At 63.7% G+C, this 16,372-nt stretch carries 13 protein-coding genes; 10 read left to right on the forward strand and 3 right to left on the reverse strand.

Annotated elements, in window-relative coordinates; all coding sequences use genetic code 11:
• Positions 1-187 precede the first annotated feature (187 nt).
• On the forward strand, positions 188-1,273 hold the full coding sequence (locus tag ACVNHC_RS16705) for a polysaccharide deacetylase family protein (protein ID WP_457168150.1): 1,086 nt from the start codon (positions 188-190) through the stop codon (positions 1,271-1,273).
• Entirely contained in the window at positions 1,270-2,427 is a 1,158-nt protein-coding gene (locus ACVNHC_RS16710) for a glycosyltransferase family 4 protein (RefSeq protein ID WP_457168152.1), read from the forward strand. Before ACVNHC_RS16705 ends, ACVNHC_RS16710 begins: the two co-directional genes overlap by 4 nt.
• 14 nt (positions 2,428-2,441) lie before the next feature.
• Here ACVNHC_RS16710 and ACVNHC_RS16715 read toward each other — a convergent pair whose 3' ends face one another.
• Both ACVNHC_RS16715 and ACVNHC_RS16720 read right to left on the reverse strand, forming a co-directional pair.
• Complete coding sequence (locus ACVNHC_RS16715; RefSeq protein WP_374629172.1) at positions 2,442-3,818, reverse strand: UDP-phosphate alpha N-acetylglucosaminyltransferase; 1,377 nt, start codon at positions 3,816-3,818, stop codon at positions 2,442-2,444.
• Positions 3,796-5,808 (reverse strand): GumC family protein, encoded by a 2,013-nt coding sequence (locus ACVNHC_RS16720; protein ID WP_457168154.1) that lies wholly within the window; start codon positions 5,806-5,808, stop codon positions 3,796-3,798. Before ACVNHC_RS16720 ends, ACVNHC_RS16715 begins: the two co-directional genes overlap by 23 nt.
• Positions 5,809-6,143: 335 nt before the next feature.
• Between ACVNHC_RS16720 and ACVNHC_RS16725 the strand changes: the two genes are divergently transcribed.
• The 3 genes from ACVNHC_RS16725 to ACVNHC_RS16735 all read left to right on the forward strand — a co-directional run bounded on the left by ACVNHC_RS16725 (position 6,144) and on the right by ACVNHC_RS16735 (position 9,276).
• Complete coding sequence (locus ACVNHC_RS16725; RefSeq protein ID WP_208999528.1) at positions 6,144-6,947, forward strand: WecB/TagA/CpsF family glycosyltransferase; 804 nt, start codon at positions 6,144-6,146, stop codon at positions 6,945-6,947.
• 128 nt (positions 6,948-7,075) lie between these two features.
• Positions 7,076-7,948 (forward strand): uroporphyrinogen-III C-methyltransferase, encoded by an 873-nt coding sequence (cobA, locus tag ACVNHC_RS16730; protein WP_457168157.1) that lies wholly within the window; start codon positions 7,076-7,078, stop codon positions 7,946-7,948.
• Complete coding sequence (locus tag ACVNHC_RS16735; RefSeq protein ID WP_457168159.1) at positions 7,945-9,276, forward strand: cobyrinate a,c-diamide synthase; 1,332 nt, start codon at positions 7,945-7,947, stop codon at positions 9,274-9,276. Before cobA ends, ACVNHC_RS16735 begins: the two co-directional genes overlap by 4 nt.
• A gap of 72 nt (positions 9,277-9,348) precedes the next feature.
• On the opposite strand, the gene ACVNHC_RS16740 is transcribed toward ACVNHC_RS16735, so the two are convergent.
• Positions 9,349-10,677 (reverse strand): MFS transporter, encoded by a 1,329-nt coding sequence (locus ACVNHC_RS16740; RefSeq protein WP_122519146.1) that lies wholly within the window; start codon positions 10,675-10,677, stop codon positions 9,349-9,351.
• A gap of 240 nt (positions 10,678-10,917) precedes the next feature.
• Between ACVNHC_RS16740 and cyoA the strand changes: the two genes are divergently transcribed.
• The 5 genes from cyoA to ACVNHC_RS16765 all read left to right on the forward strand — a co-directional run bounded on the left by cyoA (position 10,918) and on the right by ACVNHC_RS16765 (position 16,356).
• On the forward strand, positions 10,918-12,123 hold the full coding sequence (gene cyoA / locus ACVNHC_RS16745) for a ubiquinol oxidase subunit II (protein ID WP_050474373.1): 1,206 nt from the start codon (positions 10,918-10,920) through the stop codon (positions 12,121-12,123).
• Positions 12,124-12,135: 12 nt separating this feature from the next.
• Positions 12,136-14,139: a cytochrome o ubiquinol oxidase subunit I gene (gene cyoB / locus ACVNHC_RS16750; protein WP_050474374.1), complete on the forward strand. Its 2,004-nt coding sequence runs from the start codon at positions 12,136-12,138 to the stop codon at positions 14,137-14,139.
• A gap of 5 nt (positions 14,140-14,144) precedes the next feature.
• Entirely contained in the window at positions 14,145-14,768 is a 624-nt protein-coding gene (gene cyoC, locus ACVNHC_RS16755) for a cytochrome o ubiquinol oxidase subunit III (protein ID WP_457168162.1), read from the forward strand.
• On the forward strand, positions 14,768-15,169 hold the full coding sequence (locus ACVNHC_RS16760; protein ID WP_457168164.1) for a cytochrome o ubiquinol oxidase subunit IV: 402 nt from the start codon (positions 14,768-14,770) through the stop codon (positions 15,167-15,169). Before cyoC ends, ACVNHC_RS16760 begins: the two co-directional genes overlap by 1 nt.
• 476 nt (positions 15,170-15,645) lie before the next feature.
• Positions 15,646-16,356: an SURF1 family protein gene (locus ACVNHC_RS16765; protein WP_457168166.1), complete on the forward strand. Its 711-nt coding sequence runs from the start codon at positions 15,646-15,648 to the stop codon at positions 16,354-16,356.
• The last annotated feature ends 16 nt before the right edge of the window (positions 16,357-16,372 follow it).

Here is a 16,372-nt window from a genome sequence, read left to right on the forward strand (position 1 = left end):
TGAGGAGTCTTGAGGAAACGTAAGGTCAGCCGCGGAGCAGACACGATTACGCCGCCCGTATTGGTCAAATCTGACCCTGCGGTAAATGCGGGTTTGATCAAGCCCTTGTTAAAAGAGCTGTGCGATTGTCGCCTTCAGATGACGGCAGCAGCTGGAAGCGGCAGATCGGAAACGGAAACAGGCCCTCATGACACCAGTGGTGCCCGGCATTCCCCTGAAGGCGAGGATCAGGGCGTCGGTTCTTTCGGGAACCGCGCGCCTTCTGCATGGCCTTGGCCTGGATGCCGTTGTCGGTCGGCGCTATGGCGGCTGCGGCGTGGTGCTGATGTTCCACGAATTCGTCCGCGGCAGCGCGCAGACGCTGGGGCAGGGCTGCCGGATCGATGATTTCGAAGCCATCCTTGCCGGACTTCAGCGCCAGGGCCGCGCGTTCGTCACGCTGGACGAGGCGCAGCGGCGGCTTGAGGCTGGCGATACGCGCCCCTTCGCTGCGCTGACCTTTGATGATGGCTACCGCTCCAACGCGGAACTGGCCCTGCCGGTGATGGAGCGCCACGGGGCGCCTGCCACCATCTTCGTGCCAACGGACATGCTCAACCGGTCCATCAATGCCTGGTGGCTGGGCCTGCGCGAACTGGCATTGCACCATGACAGGCTCGCCATCGAGCCCATGGGGCAGATCATCGAGAGCCGTACCCGGGCTGAGAAGGCAGCGGCGCTGGAGCATATGACCGCCTGGGTCTGGGCTGACTTTGCCAGAGCCGCCCTGCTGCCGGATGTCTTTGCCGCCCACGGGCTGGACATGCCGGGCCTCGTGGACCGGCTGGCGATGACAGCGGAAGAGGTGAAGGCCATCGACCGGCACCCGCTCGTCGAGATCGGTGCCCATACCACCACCCACCGGGCGCTGGCGCTGCTTTCAGAGGCGGACGCGGAGGCGGACATCGCCGCCAACAAGACGCATCTCGAAGCCTTGCTCGGCCGTGAGGTCCGCTGGTTCGCCTATCCCTATGGCGCGCCGTCGATCAGCGGCACCCGGGAGGCGGAGATCCTGCGCAGGCTTGGCTTCCATGGCGCGGTAACCACCGAGCCGGGCTGCCTCTTTCCGCAACATGCGCAGGCGCGCTGGCTCTGGCCCCGGCAGAATGGCGAGTTCGCCGCTCATGCCGTGCCTCAGGCGCTCAGCGGTGCTCATGGTGTCTTCCGGGCGCTGCGCAGCGGCTGGGGCGAGCCTGCCGTCAATACGCGCCCAACCTCAGGACCTTCTTCATGACGGCACCGCTTCCCGAACCTGTCTCGCCTTTCGCAGGCAAGACCATCGTGCACGTGGTGCGCCAGTTCTACCCGATGATCGGCGGGCTGGAGGATGTGGTGCGCAATCTCGCAGGCCGCCAGACCGGCCGCTTTGGCCGGGTGAAGGTGGTGACGCTGAACCGCCTGTTCATCGAGCCGGACCGTCTGCTGCCTGCGCAGGAGATGATTGACGGCTTCGAGGTGCGGCGCATTCCGTTCCGGGGCTCGCCGCGCTATCCGCTGGCCCCGTCCGTTCTCGCAGAGATTGCGGGAGCCGATCTCATCCACGTGCATGCGGTCGATTTCTTCTTCGACAGCCTTGCCTGGACATCGCCTTTCCGCCGTACGCCGATGGTGGCGACCACCCATGGCGGCTTCTTCCATACCGCCGATCACAAGCGGCTGAAGACGCTCTGGTTCAACACCGTCACGCGGCTTTCCGCCAGCCGTTACCGGGGCATTGCCTGCTGCAGTGAAAGCGATCTGGCCACCTTCGCCCGCATTGCACCCTCCCGCGTGCGGCTGATCGAGAATGCGGCGGATCTGGAAAAATTCGGCGGCGCCGCCTCGCCCGTGCCGGTGAAGGGGCTGATGACCATCGGCCGCTTCTCCCACAACAAGCGGCTTGATGCGCTGCTCGACATGATGAAGGTGCTGGTGGCAAAAGACGGCGCGTGGCATCTGCACATCGCGGGCAGCGGCTCGGACTGGAGTGAGGCGGATGTGCGCGGCATGATCGCGCAGCGCGGGCTTGAAGCTGCGGTGTCGCTGCACTGCAATCCGTCCAACACCCGTATCCGCGAAGTGATGGGCCGTTGCAGCCTGTTCGTCAGCGCCTCGAATTACGAGGGCTTCGGCGTTGCCATGATCGAGGGGCTCAGTGCAGGTCTCCTGCCGGTGGTGGAGCCCAATACGGCCTTCGTTTCACTCGCCCGCAAGCATCCGATGGTCCGTCTTGCCAGCTTTGCCGATCCGGCCAAGGCGGCGCAGGCGGTGGAAGAGGCATGGGCGGCGTTGACGGCAGACCCTTCGGCCCAGCGTCAGGCGGCCATTGCCTCGGCGGCGCAGCACGGCTGGGCCGGAACGGCAGCCGCCTATGAGCGGCTTTATGCGGATGCCTTGAAACTTGTTTGATGATGTAAGGCCGCTCAGGCCCTGCGGCCCTTTTCAAAACCTGGCGGAAGTTTCCAGCGGCTGGTGACGGCGGGCTGAGGCCGCGTGCGGCGGCGGAACAGGGCGGGCATGGCAAGGCGGCTGGCTCCGGCAGGGTGCTTGCCGTTCCAGGCATCGGCGGCCCCGGCGCAGAGCCAGAGCAGGCCGCCGGTCTTGATGGTCGAAAGCGAGTAGGACACGATCATCAGCAGGCAGATGTAGGCGACCATCAGCACCTTGAAGCGCCAGCCCGCATCCGATTCGGCCGGGGCGTAGACATAGAGCACCCAAAGGCCCAGAAGGCCGATGGCCCCCGTCTGGAACAGGGCAAAGGCATAGCCGCTGTCGGACAGATAGGTCTCCATGGTGGAAATGCCGAGAATGCCCTTCCAGTCCAGCTTCATCAGCAATTGGCCAGAGTAGAGCCAGCGGCCTGTCAGCGTGTCGTCCCAGCCGAGCCTGTTGCTGGCAGCGGCATAAATGATGAGCAGCAGCACGATCAGGATGGGCGCTGCCACCAGCACGGCGCGCGGGGTGATGCGGTTGAGCGGGGCAATGAGGAAGAAGCTCAGCGACACGAACATGCCGAAGCGGGCATCGCCCAGGATGATCACCGCAAAGGCCAGTGCAAACAGCAGCAGACGGCCCTGCATGTCCTGCCGGAACACCGCCCACATGACGAGAAAGGCACCGAAGTTGCCCATCGACACCGGTTCCAGGAACACCGACGAAACACGGTGGGTGCCAAGAAAGGCAAAGAAATTGCGCCCGCCCAGCCGCACGCCGCTGTGGAACAGGGGACTGTCCTCACCGAGGAAGTTGCTGTCTGCCGTGATGGTTCCACGGGCGACGTAATAGTCGAAGATGTTGATGTTCTGGAGAAACAGGTCGAGGAACAGATACTCGATCAGGCCCACGGCGATGACGAGCAGGGCCGACCAGAGCACCAGCCGGTCCACCTGCCGGATGTCATGGATCTGGCGGCCGATGAAATAGAAAATCACCGGCACCAGCGCATCGCGCACCGATTTGGGATCAATGACCCCGCGCAGGGCCATGATCATCAGCATGTAGGCCAGGTAGACGCCGATGACCACATAGAGGTTTGCCCGGCGTGTCATGGCCAGCAGCAGGGCGCAGGCGGTCAGCAGCAGCTCGCTCAGCACCACATGGTTCTGCGAGATGCCCATCACCCGGGTGTTGAGGAAGGCAAGACCGAGGTTGAAGACGAGCGTGCCGAAGATGACCGCATAGACGGCCATCAGCCAGGCGGGGCTGCGCTCCTGCGGACGTGCGGGGAGCGCCCTTGCGCCGGCCGGGGGCAGGCGGAAACGGGTGTGGGCCGTTCCCTCAGGCCGCTTCAAGGACGACATTGCCGATCACCCGGTCCTGCCAGGGTTGGATATAGGCGAGCACCCGGTCGAGGTCCGCCATCCGCGTGGCGCCCAGCTGGCTCACCAGCACGATGGCATCGCAGTTCTTCAGAAGCACCGGCAGGATCGGATTGCTCTCGGACGGGCCGCAGTCGATCAGCAGGAAATCCTGGCCTTCGTCCATCAGCGAGGCGGGCCCGGCATATTTTCGCCGTTCATTGACCCGTTCGACGCTGAGATAGCGCGACAGGGCGGCATTGCGTTCCGGCGCGTCACCGGTTGTCCTGGCCAGATCGCCCTTGCGCGGCTTGGGCCGGTCTTCCGGCGTGCCTTGTTCTGACTGCGGCAGCGCCTGGGCCAGCAGCACATCCTCGTTCATCTCGTGCAGCGCCTCGGCGATGCCCCGGGCGACGGGGCGGGTGTCCAGCATGTCGGAGGTGCGCAGGATGAGAATATTGGCGGGAAGCTCTTCCGACAGGGCATAGCGCAGGGCATAGGCGACACGGGTCATGCCCATCTGCGCCTCGTTGCGCAAGGCAAGCGGCTTGCTGCCGCTATTTTTGCCCAGAAGCTTGCGTGCGGGGGCGGCTGCCAGAACCGGCAGGTTTGTGAGGACAGGAGCGCCGGTCCAGTCCACGAGGTCCCGCTCGGAGTTGAGCCGCCCGCTGACGATCTCGGCGCCGACAGCCCCGCCTGCGGACAGCACAAGCCCAAAGATGGCTGCAGCGGCGATGATGAGCACGGAAGACGGCCCGTTGGCCGAAAGCGGCGGCTGGGCAGCGGAGAGGATGCGGGAATTGGTGGCCGTCACGTTCTGCTGTTCGGCCAGTTCCTGCGCGCGCTTCATGAAGAGCTGATAGACGCCCCGGCGTGTGTCGGCCTCCGCCTCCAGCTGCCGCAATTCGATCTGCGCCCGGCTCTGGGTGGAATTGGCGGATTTCAGCTGGTCGATCCGGGCCTCAAGCCCGTTGAGATTGGCCTGCGCCCGCTCGAAGTCGCTGCGGATGTTGCGCTGGACGCGGGACAGCTCATCCGAGATCTGGCGGCGGGTGTTCTGCATCTGCGCCGCGATCTCACGCATCTGCGGATGATTGGCGCCCAGTGTTGTGGACGCGCGGGCCTCCTGCTCGGCAAGGTTCGCATATTGCACCCGCAGCGAGCTCAGCACCGTGTTGGCCACATCCACCGGAATGGCTCCGGCCTCAATGTCGGAGGGGCTCAGGCGGCGGATCAGCTCGAAGGTGTTCTTGGCCTTTTCCAGGTCCACCCGTGCCTGGGTCAGCTGGGTGTTGAGATCCTGCAGCTGCTGGTCCACCACAAGGCCGCCCTGCGTGGTGGAGATCAGGCCATTGTCGGCGCGGTATTTTTCCACCGCAGCCTCGGCCTGCTGCACCTGCGCCTGCAGCTGGTCGGCCTGCGTCTTCAGCGACTGGCTGGTGCGCTGGAAGCCTTCCGAGCGGGCCTTGGCGGCTTCCGCCAGATAGGCCGCAGCTGTGGCATTGGCGATATCGGCGGCCCGGTCCCGGTTGGGATGTGTCGCGGCGATCTGGAAGATGAAGGTCTTCTCGATCCGCTGCACCTGCAGCCGCTTGCGCAGCGCCTCGATCACCGCCATCCGCCGTCCGGCCGGATCGGGCGCGGAAAACAGGAAAGGCAGCAAGGTCTGCCGCAACCCCTTGCCGGAGAAGGCCGGATCATTTTCCAGCTCAAGCGAGGACACCACCCGGTCAAGAACCGGGGTGGACATCAGCACGAAGGCCTGGCTGTCCACGTCGAAACCCTCGAGAGGTGATGCACCTTCGCGGCCGGAGAACTCCCGCCCAAGGATCTGCAGGCTCGGCGGTTCCACGAGAAGTTCTGCCGACGCCGTGTAGGCCGGAGCGCGCGTCAGCGCGAAAAGCACAGCCAAGCCGGTCAGCAGCGCGGGAACAACAATGATCCACCGCAGGCGGCGCGCGAGAATTGCCGGAATGTCAGAAACTTCAACCATGACTGAAAACCGTTGGCGAGGCGATGGGCGGCAAACCTCTGGAGCTGACCGGGGCGGCGGGCATGCCCGTGCCGTAATGTTAGGAAAGATGAAGAGATATGATTAACATTTGGAAAATGCGGTGCTATCCCGGATTGAGGCTACCCTAGCGTTTGCAAACGGACCGGGGCATCATGGTAAATGAAACCATGACGAGAATGTAAGAATTCTTGGGGTGGCGTTGACGGCCGGTAATCTATAAAATGCCTTTGTCTTGGGAGTTAAGGCGTTGTTGAGTTGTTTTAGCCAGTTTCCCTCATGCAAAACTCTGTTGATGTGGGGCGCTGGGGATGTTGATGCCTGAATTGACCTTGGGGATGCCTTTGGGGGCTGGGGTCGCGCAAATTGGTCCGCTTGGTATCAATAGATTATCACGCGCGCAGGCCATTGATATGCTGCGCACATCCCAGTTGTTGCGGATCAAGATGGATGTCGCCATCTGCAACGCGCACACGGTCCTGCAGGCTCTTGATCATCCGGAATATGCGGAGACCTTATCCCGCATGACGCTGTTCAATGACGGGATCGGCGTAGACATTGCTGCGCGTGCCATCACGGGCAAGGCGTTTCCGGCAAATCTGAACGGCACCGACCTTGTGCCCGCGATTCTGGAGAACATTGGGCTGCCCTTGCGGATCTATCTGCTGGGGGCAAAACCGAGTTCGGTGGCAGGAGCGGCAGAGTATATTGCTGCGCATTACCCGCAGCATCACGTCGCAGGTTTCCATGACGGCTACTTTACGCGCGAAGACAGGGATGCGGTCATTGCGCGGATCAACGCCGCCAATGTGGACCTGCTGCTCGTCGGCATGGGAAATCCGGCGCAGGAACGCTTCATTGTCGAGAACCGGGACAAGCTTAATCCGACCATCTGCATCGGTGTTGGAGCTCTGTTCGATTTCCTGTCCGGGGAAGTGGTGCGGGCGCCGCGCTTTCTTCAGGCTGCGGGTCTCGAGTGGCTTTTCCGCCTGATGCAGGAGCCGCGCCGCCTGGGCAAGCGCTACACGGTCGGCATCTACCGTTTCCTTTCTGCTGTCTTGCGGCTGCGCGCCGAAGCCCGCCGTGACCGGCCGGGTGGCCGGGCCATGCCCCTGCTGTAACGCCCGCTCCGGTTCGCACGAGAGCGCAAGGTCCTCCGCACGGCCATCTGTGGCCGCTGCATCAGACATTCGGCGGAGGCCGGTGCATCCGGCTTGGCCGCTGGCGGCAAGGCGGGTAGAACGGGGGCATGACACGTTCTGCCACATCCCTTGCGCTGCCGCTTGCCCTTCCGGTTTTCGAACCCGGCTGGGTGTGGCTGGCGGGTGCCGGCCCCGGCGATCCGGGGCTCCTGACGCTTCACGCCCTCAACGGACTGCAGCAGGCGGACGCGGTGGTCTATGATGCGCTGGTCGATACCAGCATCCTCGATTTCGCCCGGCCCGGCGCCTTGCTGGAATATGCCGGCAAACGCGGCGGCAAGCCGAGCCCGAAGCAGCGCGACATCACCCTGCGGCTGATTGAATTGGCGCGTGAGGGCATGCGGGTGCTGCGGCTGAAGGGCGGCGATCCCTTCGTCTTCGGCCGGGGCGGGGAGGAGGCGCTGGGCCTTGCCGGCGCGCATGTGCCCTTCCGCATCATTCCCGGCATCACCGCCGGCATCGGCGGTCTGGCCTATGCGGGCATTCCCGCCACGCACCGCGACACCAATCAGGCGGTCACCTTCTTGACCGGGCACGACCAGACAGGTCTTGCACCGGAGGCGATCAACTGGAAGGGCATCGCCGAAGGCTCGCCGGTGATCATCATGTATATGGCGATGAAGCATCTTCCGGAGATTTCGCAGGCGCTGATAACCTGTGGACGGCCTGTGGATGAGCCTGTGGCTATCGTGTGCAATGCGTCGCAGCCGGACCAGAAGGTTCTGGTGACAGCGCTGGGCCGCTGCGCGCAGGATGCAGAGGCTGCCGGGCTGGAGCCGCCCGCCATCGTCTGTGTCGGCAAGGTGGTGCGCCTGCGTGACGGGCTCGACTGGATTGGCGCCATGGCGGGGCGGGTGCTCGTGTCCGATCCGCTGGGCCTGTCCGGCGATCCGCAGCAGGCTGCGGGCAACGGCGTATGAGCCCGCCTCTTCCGCCTGCACTCATGCTGGCCGCGCCGTCCTCCGGCTCGGGCAAGACGGTGCTGACCCTTGCCCTGCTCGCCGCCCTGCGGCGCAACGGCCTTGCCGTGCGCGGGGCCAAATGCGGGCCGGATTACATCGATCCGAAGTTCCATGAGGCAGCCGCAGGCGCGGTTTCCGTCAATCTCGACCCCTTCTCCATGCCGCCGCCCGTGCTGCGCCAGCTTGCAGCGCAAGCCGGGCAGGGGGCCGATCTGCTGCTGATCGAGGCGGCCATGGGCCTTTTCGATGGCGCTTCCGATGGTTCCAGCAGTGCCGCCGATGTGGCGGCGGCGCTGGGTGTGCCGGTGGTGCTGGTGATCGATTGCGGCCGTCAGGCGCAGTCCGTGGCGGCCGTCGTGCGCGGCTTCCGCGATCACCGTGCCGATGTGGAGGTGGCGGGCGTTATCCTCAACAAGGTGGGCTCTGGCCGCCATGGCGCCATGCTCCGGGCGGCGCTCGCCCCGCTTGGCCTGCCGGTGCTGGGCGAGGTGCCGCGCAGCGGGGCGCTGGTTCTGGCCGAACGGCATCTGGGGCTGGTGCAGGCCTCCGAGCGGGAGGATCTGACGCAGTTTCTTGAAGGAGCAGCGGATGCGGCTTCCCGCTCCGTTGATCTTGCAGCGCTGGCCGCGCTTGCCCGTCCGCTTGCGGTAGCTGAGGGTGTGCCGTCCGGCTGGCCCATTCTGCTGCCGCCTCCAGGGCAGCGCATTGCCGTTGCCAGTGACGTTGCCTTTGCCTTTGCCTATCCGCACCTTCTGAGGGGCTGGCAGGCGGCGGGGGCTGAAATCCTGCCCTTCTCGCCCCTTGCGGACGAGGCGCCGGACGCAGGGGCCGATGCGGTCTATCTGCCGGGCGGCTATCCGGAGCTTCATGCAGGCCGGCTTGCGGCAGCCTCCCGCTTCAAGGCCGGGATGCAGCAGGCGGCGGAACGCGGCGCTGCGGTTTACGGCGAATGCGGCGGCTACATGGTGCTGGGTGAGGGGCTGATCGATGCAGGCGGCGAGAGGCATGCGATGCTGGGTTTTCTGCCGCTCGTCACCAGCTTTGCCGCGCGCAAACTGCATCTGGGCTACCGGCGGCTGACCGCGCTGGGCGGCCTGCCCTTTGCGGGAGTGGAAAAAGGCGCGGCGCTCGCCGGGCACGAATTCCACTACGCCAGCATCATCCATGAGGGCGAGGCTGAGCGGCTGTTTACCGCCCGTGATGCGCTCGGCGATGAACTTCCTGCAATGGGGCTGCGGTGCGGAATGGTTTCGGGCTCATATGCCCATCTGATCGCCCGCGTCTGATCCCTCCCGGACATGCAAAAGGCCGCCGGTTCCTGTCAGAACCGGCGGCCTTCTGTTTCAATGGTTCGCCGCTCAGCCTTCGCGCGGCTGCAGGGCGATCTGCCGGGCCACGGCCAGCGACAGCAGCGTGCAGACAGCACCCGAGAGCAGATAGAGCCCTGCGGCAAAGAGGCCGAACCAGGTGGAGAGCAGCAGCGCGCAGAGCGGCGCAAAGCCTGCGCCGAACATCCACGACAGGGCCGAAACATAGGCCGATCCGGTGTAGCGGTTGCGCTGGTCGAACAGCGATGCCACGGCGCCGGAGGACTGGGCCAGGTTGAAGCCGAGGATCAGGAAGCCGATCATCAGATAGGCCGTAACACCGGCCGACCCGCCATTCAGCAGCAGCGGCGCGCTGAGGGCAAAGGCAGCAATGGCCCAGGCACCCCAGACGAGGATCTTCTGGCGGCCGATACGGTCGGACAGCCAGCCGGAGAACAGCATGGCGAGGATGCCAAGCCCGGCTCCGGCAGCCTCGATCAGCAGGAATGAGCCAAGGGTTTCATCGGTGTAGAGGAAGATCCACGACAGCGGGAAAACTGTGACCATGTGGAACATGGCAAAGCTGGCCAGAGGCACGAAAATGCCGACCAGCATCGTGCGCCCATCCTGCGACAGGGTGGTGGAAAGCCGCGTCGGCGTCAGCTCGTTCGACTTGAACAGCTCGGTGAACTCCGGCGTATCGACAATGCGCAGGCGGGCAAACAGCGCCACCACGTTGATGGCAAAGGCCACGAAGAACGGATAGCGCCAGCCCCAGTCGAGGAAGTCGGCGGAAGACAGCGTCATCACCAGATAGGCAAACATGACTGCCGCAACCGCAAGGCCGGCGACGGCCCCAAGCTGCGGGATCATGGCGTAAAAGCCACGGCTGCTCTTCGAGGCGGTAATGGCTAGCAGCGGCGCAAGACCGTCCCACGTGCCGCCCAGAGCCAGGCCCTGGCCGAAGCGCAGCAGCACCAGCATGCCGACGGCCCACCAGCCTGCGGTCTCGTAGGACGGCACGAGGCCCATGGCCACCGTGGAGGTGCCGAGCAGGAAGAGCGCCACCGTCAGCTTGGTAACACGGCCATGGCGCCGGTCGAGCGCCATGAACATCGCCGTGCCCAGCGGACGGGCGACGAAGGCAAGCGCCACGAGGGCGAAAGACCAGAGCGTGCCGGTCAGCGGATCAACGAACGGGAAAATCCGTGCCGGAAACACGATGACCGAGGCGATGGCGAAAACGAAGAAGTCGAAGAACTCCGACGTGCGCCCGATGATCACGCCGACCGCGATATCGGACGGGGAGACATCATGCTCCGACGTGCCGCGCCCGCTCGAAGAGGAATTCGTGGATGAGATATCGGCTGTGTTCGCCATCGGATCCGGCCACTTTCATGAGGACTGACGGAGTGCGGCTGCAAGCCTGCGGCCTGTTGCTGCACCGGTAAATACGTATTTAGGGCTCAATGCCGCAGTGCGAAATTTTTTTACAGGTGACAAATTGTCGTATGTGCGCACGCACAAAATCGCTCTAGGTGCATTGCGCAAGATCAAATCGCGTCAGTTTGCGTTCGGGGGGAGGCGGCTGACGGGTGTGGCAAACTGTCAGGGTAAACCATGTCGAAGCTTCGCCTCCCGAGAATACTCGCTGCGTGCGGCGCCTTTCTGCTGCTGTCCGCATGCAAGGCCGAGGTCCTTGCACCATCCGGTGATGTTGCAGCGCAGCAGCGCGACCTGCTGGTCATCTCCACGCTCTTGATGCTGATCATCATCATTCCGGTGATGCTGCTGACCTGCTGGTTCGCCTGGCACTTCCGTTCTGCGAACAGGAAGGCGGCCTACGAGCCGGAATGGTCGCATTCCACCAAGCTGGAACTGGTCATCTGGGCCATCCCGCTGCTGATCATTGTCTCGCTGGGCGCGATCACCTGGGTTGGCACCCATCTTCTTGATCCCTACCGCCCGCTGGACCGCATCGCCAAGGGCCAGCCGGTGAGCCCGGACGTGGAGCCGCTGCAGGTGCAGGTGGTGGCGCTCGACTGGAAGTGGCTCTTCATCTACCCCCAATATGGGGTGGCTTCGGTGAACGAGCTGGCGGCGCCGGTGGACCGGCCGATCCAGTTCACGCTCACCTCCTCCTCGGTGATGAATGCCTTCTACATTCCCGCCATGGCCGGCATGATCTATGCGATGCCGGGCATGCAGACGACGCTGCACGGCGTCTTCAACGAAGAGGGCACCTATCAGGGTCTCGCCTCGCACTATTCCGGTGCCGGCTTCTCCGGCATGCGCTTCAAGGCTCTGGCCAGCGATGCTGCCGGATTCGAGGCCTGGGTCGAGGCCGCACGTGCAGGCGATCAGACGCTTGACCGCCCGTCCTATCTGGAGCTGGAACGCCCCAGCGAGAACGTGGCACCGGCCACCTTCGCCAGCGTCGATCCGGAGCTTTTCCCGCGCATCGTCAACATGTGCGTCGAAAACGGCAAGATCTGCATGGCCGAGATGATGGCGCTGGATGCACAGGGCGGCACCGGTCTTGCCGGCACCGTCAACATGTCTTCGCTCATCTATGACAAGTACGACCGCCGCGGCACCCGCTCGCCGGTGCTGGGCTGGGCGCCGTTCCAGGTGGTTGGCTTCTGCTCCACCGAAGAACTGCAGCAGATGCTGTCGGTGAAGCCGGCCTGGGCAGATGCACGCCCCGTCATCTCCGGCCCGCTGCGCGGCCACGGGCTCTCGCAGCCTGCCTCCCTCTTCGGTCAGCGCGACGACCGTTCCATCACTTACGCACTGCCGTTCTCCGGCTCTGCGCCCCAGCTCTGACAGGATCCGGGCATGGCCACGATAGATCACTCGACCACATTTCTTCTGGGGCGCCTCAACTGGAGTGCAATCCCCCAGGACCCCATCGTCTGGGCAACCTTCGCCGTTGTGGCGGTGGGCGGCATCGCGCTTCTTGCCGGCCTGACCTACTTCCGCCTCTGGGGCTATCTCTGGAAGGAATGGTTCACGACCGTCGATCACAAGAAGATCGGCATCATGTACATCATCCTCGCGCTGATCATGCTGGTGCGCGGCTTTGCCGACGCCATCATGATGCGCATCCAGCAAGTCTGGGCCTTCAACGGCTCGGAGGGCTATCTCAACGCCCACCACTACGACCAGATCTTCACGGCCCATGGCGTCATCATGATCTTCTTCGTGGCGATGCCTTTCGTCACGGGCCTGATGAACTATGTGGTGCCGCTGCAGATCGGCGCGCGCGATGTGTCCTTCCCCTTCCTGAACAACTTCTCGTTCTGGATGACGGTCGGCGGCGCCGTGCTGGTCATGGCCTCGCTCTTCGTGGGTGAATTCGCGCAGACCGGCTGGCTGGCCTTTCCGCCGCTGTCGGGCATCGGCTACAGTCCATGGGTGGGTGTCGATTACTACATCTGGGGCCTGCAGGTCGCGGGTGTGGGAACAACGCTATCGGGCATCAACCTGCTGGTGACCATCATCAAGATGCGCGCCCCCGGCATGACCCTGATGCGCATGCCCGTGTTCACCTGGACCTCGCTCTGCACCAACGTGCTCATCGTCGCTTCCTTCCCGGTGCTGACGATGACGCTGATCCTGCTGACGCTTGACCGTTACATCGGCACGAACTTCTTCACCAATGATCTTGGCGGCAACGCCATGATGTACATCAACCTCATCTGGATCTGGGGTCACCCGGAAGTGTACATCCTCATCCTGCCGCTGTTTGGCGTCTTCTCGGAAGTCACGTCCACCTTCTCCGGCAAGCGGCTGTTCGGCTACAGCTCCATGGTCTATGCCACGGTCTGTATCACGGTTCTCAGCTACCTCGTCTGGCTGCACCACTTCTTCACCATGGGCTCGGGCGCTTCGGTGAATGCCTTCTTCGGCATCACCACGATGATCATTTCCGTGCCGACAGGCGCGAAGATCTTCAACTGGCTCTTCACCATGTACAAGGGCCGGGTGCGCTTCGAACTGCCGATGATGTGGACCGTCGCCTTCATGCTGACCTTCACGGTCGGCGGCATGACGGGCGTTCTGCTGGCCGTTCCCCCGGCCGACTTCGTGCTGCACAACTCGCTGTTCCTGGTGGCGCATTTCCATAACGTCATCATCGGCGGCGTGCTGTTCGGCTGCTTTGCCGCCATCGCCTACTGGTGGCCCAAGGCCTTCGGCTTCAAGCTGAATGTGTTCTGGGGCAAGGTGTCGTTCTGGTGCTGGGTTGTCGGCTTCTGGCTGGCCTTCATGCCGCTCTACATCCTCGGCCTGATGGGCGTGACGCGCCGCATGCGGGTGTTCGATGATCCGGACCTGCAGATCTGGTTCATCCTCGCCGCCGCGGGTGCTGCGCTGATTGCCGCCGGTATCGCTGCCTTCTTTGTCCAGATCGCCGTTTCCATCTGGAAGCGGAAGGAAAACATGGACCTGTCGGGCGACCCCTGGGATGGCCGTACGCTGGAATGGGCAACCTCTTCGCCCCCGCCGGCCTACAACTTCGCCTTCACCCCGGTGGTGCATGACATGGACGCCTGGCACGACATGAAGCAGGCCGGACACACGCGCCCGAAGGCAGCCTACATGCCGATCCACATGCCGCGTTACACCGGCACGGGTGTCATCCTCTCGGGTCTTGCCACGCTCTGCGGCTTTGCCCTCGTCTGGTACATCTGGTGGCTGGCGGCCCTGTCCTTCCTGGCGCTGATCGCCGTGGCGATTGCCCATACGTTCAACTATGACCGCGACTATTACGTGCCGGTCGATGAGGTCGAGCGGGTGGAAGGTGCCCGTGATCTCGAACTTGCGAAGATTGGAGCCTGAATCCGATGAGCACCACGGCCCATTCGGCAGGCGCTGCCGCAACCTACTGGGAAACCGAGCCGCATCATCATCCGGAAGGCGCGTCGACCAAGCTCGGCTTCTGGATCTACCTGATGAGCGACTGCCTGATGTTCGCAGTCCTCTTCGCCTGTTTCGGCGTGCTGGGGCAGAGCTATGCGGCCGGTCCCGGCCCCAAGGCCCTGTTCGACCTGACCCTGATCGCGATCAACACGGGCTTCCTGCTCGTGTCGTCGCTCACCTTCGGCTTTGCCATGCTGGCGATGTATGAGGGCCGCCAGGCCCGCATGCAGATCTGGCTGATGGTGACCCTGGCTCTTGGTCTGGCCTTCCTGGCGCTGGAACTTTACGAGTTCCACCATCTGATCGAGCTGGGGGCCGGGCCGCAGCGGTCTGCCTTCCTGTCGGCCTTCTTCGCGCTGGTCGGCACCCACGGCCTGCACGTTGCCTTCGGATCCATCTGGCTGGTGACGCTGATGGTTCAGGTGAACCGCAAGGGTCTCATTCCGGCCAACACCCGGCGCATGGAATGCCTCAGCATGTTCTGGCACTTCCTCGACGTGATCTGGATCGGTGTCTTCACCTTCGTCTATCTTCTGGGGATGATCTGATGTCCGCACATTCCATCGAGCCCCACAGCCATCGCGGCGGTCATGGCCATGACAATACCGGCCATGATCACGGCAGCTACAAGTCCTATCTGATCGGCTTCATTCTGTCGGTGATCCTGACGGCGATCCCTTTCGCCATCGTCATGACCGGCGGTTTCGAAAGCCGCGCGGTGACGGCGGTGATCGTGATCGGTTTCGCCGTCGTGCAGATCCTCGTGCACATGGTCTATTTCCTGCACATGAACAGCCGCTCGGACGAGGGCTGGACCATGCTGTCGATGATCTTCACCGTCATCGTTGTGGTGATCATGCTCGCTGGCTCCCTGTGGGTGATGTACAACCTCAACACCAACATGATGCCGCAGATGGACCACACCCAGATGCAGGGCTTCGGCTCCTGATCCTGATATGATGCAGATGCCTGCAAGGGGCATCTGCATTACCTTTGGTAAAGGGGCCCTTCCTCCTCCACCACGAGGGCTACCAGATTCACACATCAGGTCTGGAAACTGCCCGCAATGAGACGTTTGCTTTTCAGGGGGACGCCTGCCGCCCCCCTCCCCCTGGTGGGGAGGGGTGAGGGGGGGCTGAGCCGAAAACTATATGAAAGACAGATAGATACCTGAAAAGGCCTCACGAGGAGCAGCTGTCTGAAATCAATGGACACCCGGCCAGCCGGAAAGGCTTTCCCCCCACCCCTAACCCCTCCCCACGAGGGGGAGGGGGGCTGAAACGCCGCACCAGAGTAACCAGACTGCTGGCTGTCCCCAAACCGTCTTTGGCTTCAAACACGATGTGTGCATGCTGTAGACCAACAGGGAGAGGGGTTCTGCGGTTCTTGTCGAGTGCCCGTAAAACGCCAGCCAGAGGAGGCGTGATGTCTGCCGGAACGCGCAAATGGCTGCTTCTTGGCCCCGGCTTTCTGGCCGTCGTCATCCTGGCAAGCCTCGGCATCTGGCAGGTGCAGCGGCTTGGCTGGAAGAATGCGCTCATCGCACGGGTGGAGGCCGGTCTTGCGGCGCAGCCCGTTGCCGCGCCCGGTCCGGCAGACTGGCCGCAAATCACCTTCGACAGCGCCGAATACCGCCGCATCACCGCCCGCGGTCATTACCTGCCGGAAGCCGACCTGCTGGTGATGGCGGTAACGGCGCGCGGACCCGGCTTCTGGGTCATGTCACCCTTCGAGACGCAGAACGGCTGGCGGCTGTTCGTGAACCGGGGTTTCGTGCCGCAGGACCGGCAGGACCCGGAAGACCGGCCCCGCCCCGAGGGGGAGGTTGAGGTTTCAGGCCTTCTGCGCCTCAGCCAGCCGGATGGCGCCTTCCTGCGTTCCAATGATCCTGAAGGCGGGCGCTGGTTCTCGCGCGATACGGCAGCGATGGCGCAAAGCCTCGGGCTTGGTGAGGCAGCGCCTTACTTCCTCGATGCCGGTGTGACGGAGGGGGCGGCTGACAGCCTGCCCATTGGCGGGCTCACCGTCGTCAGCTTCCCCAACAATCACCTGCAATATGCGCTGACGTGGTTTGCCCTCTCCGGCGGCCTTGCCTTCCTGCTGTTCTGGGCGTTCCGCAGGAGCGGGGAAGACTGATGCTTCCCCCGCCGTG

The sequence above is a fragment of the Pannonibacter sp. Q-1 genome (genome assembly GCF_054073275.1).

Coding starts and splice junctions, on each gene's coding strand:
- ACVNHC_RS16720 (WP_457168154.1), bottom strand. CDS start 5,808: ATGGTTGAAGTTTCTGACATTCCGGCAATTCTCGCGCGCCGCCTGCGG.
- ACVNHC_RS16715 (WP_374629172.1), bottom strand. CDS start 3,818: ATGTCGTCCTTGAAGCGGCCTGAGGGAACGGCCCACACCCGTTTCCGC.
- cobA (WP_457168157.1), top strand. CDS start 7,076: ATGACACGTTCTGCCACATCCCTTGCGCTGCCGCTTGCCCTTCCGGTT.
- ACVNHC_RS16760 (WP_457168164.1), top strand. CDS start 14,768: ATGTCCGCACATTCCATCGAGCCCCACAGCCATCGCGGCGGTCATGGC.
- ACVNHC_RS16765 (WP_457168166.1), top strand. CDS start 15,646: ATGTCTGCCGGAACGCGCAAATGGCTGCTTCTTGGCCCCGGCTTTCTG.
- ACVNHC_RS16725 (WP_208999528.1), top strand. CDS start 6,144: ATGCCTGAATTGACCTTGGGGATGCCTTTGGGGGCTGGGGTCGCGCAA.
- ACVNHC_RS16735 (WP_457168159.1), top strand. CDS start 7,945: ATGAGCCCGCCTCTTCCGCCTGCACTCATGCTGGCCGCGCCGTCCTCC.
- cyoA (WP_050474373.1), top strand. CDS start 10,918: ATGTCGAAGCTTCGCCTCCCGAGAATACTCGCTGCGTGCGGCGCCTTT.
- cyoB (WP_050474374.1), top strand. CDS start 12,136: ATGGCCACGATAGATCACTCGACCACATTTCTTCTGGGGCGCCTCAAC.
- cyoC (WP_457168162.1), top strand. CDS start 14,145: ATGAGCACCACGGCCCATTCGGCAGGCGCTGCCGCAACCTACTGGGAA.
- ACVNHC_RS16710 (WP_457168152.1), top strand. CDS start 1,270: ATGACGGCACCGCTTCCCGAACCTGTCTCGCCTTTCGCAGGCAAGACC.
- ACVNHC_RS16740 (WP_122519146.1), bottom strand. CDS start 10,677: ATGGCGAACACAGCCGATATCTCATCCACGAATTCCTCTTCGAGCGGG.
- ACVNHC_RS16705 (WP_457168150.1), top strand. CDS start 188: ATGACACCAGTGGTGCCCGGCATTCCCCTGAAGGCGAGGATCAGGGCG.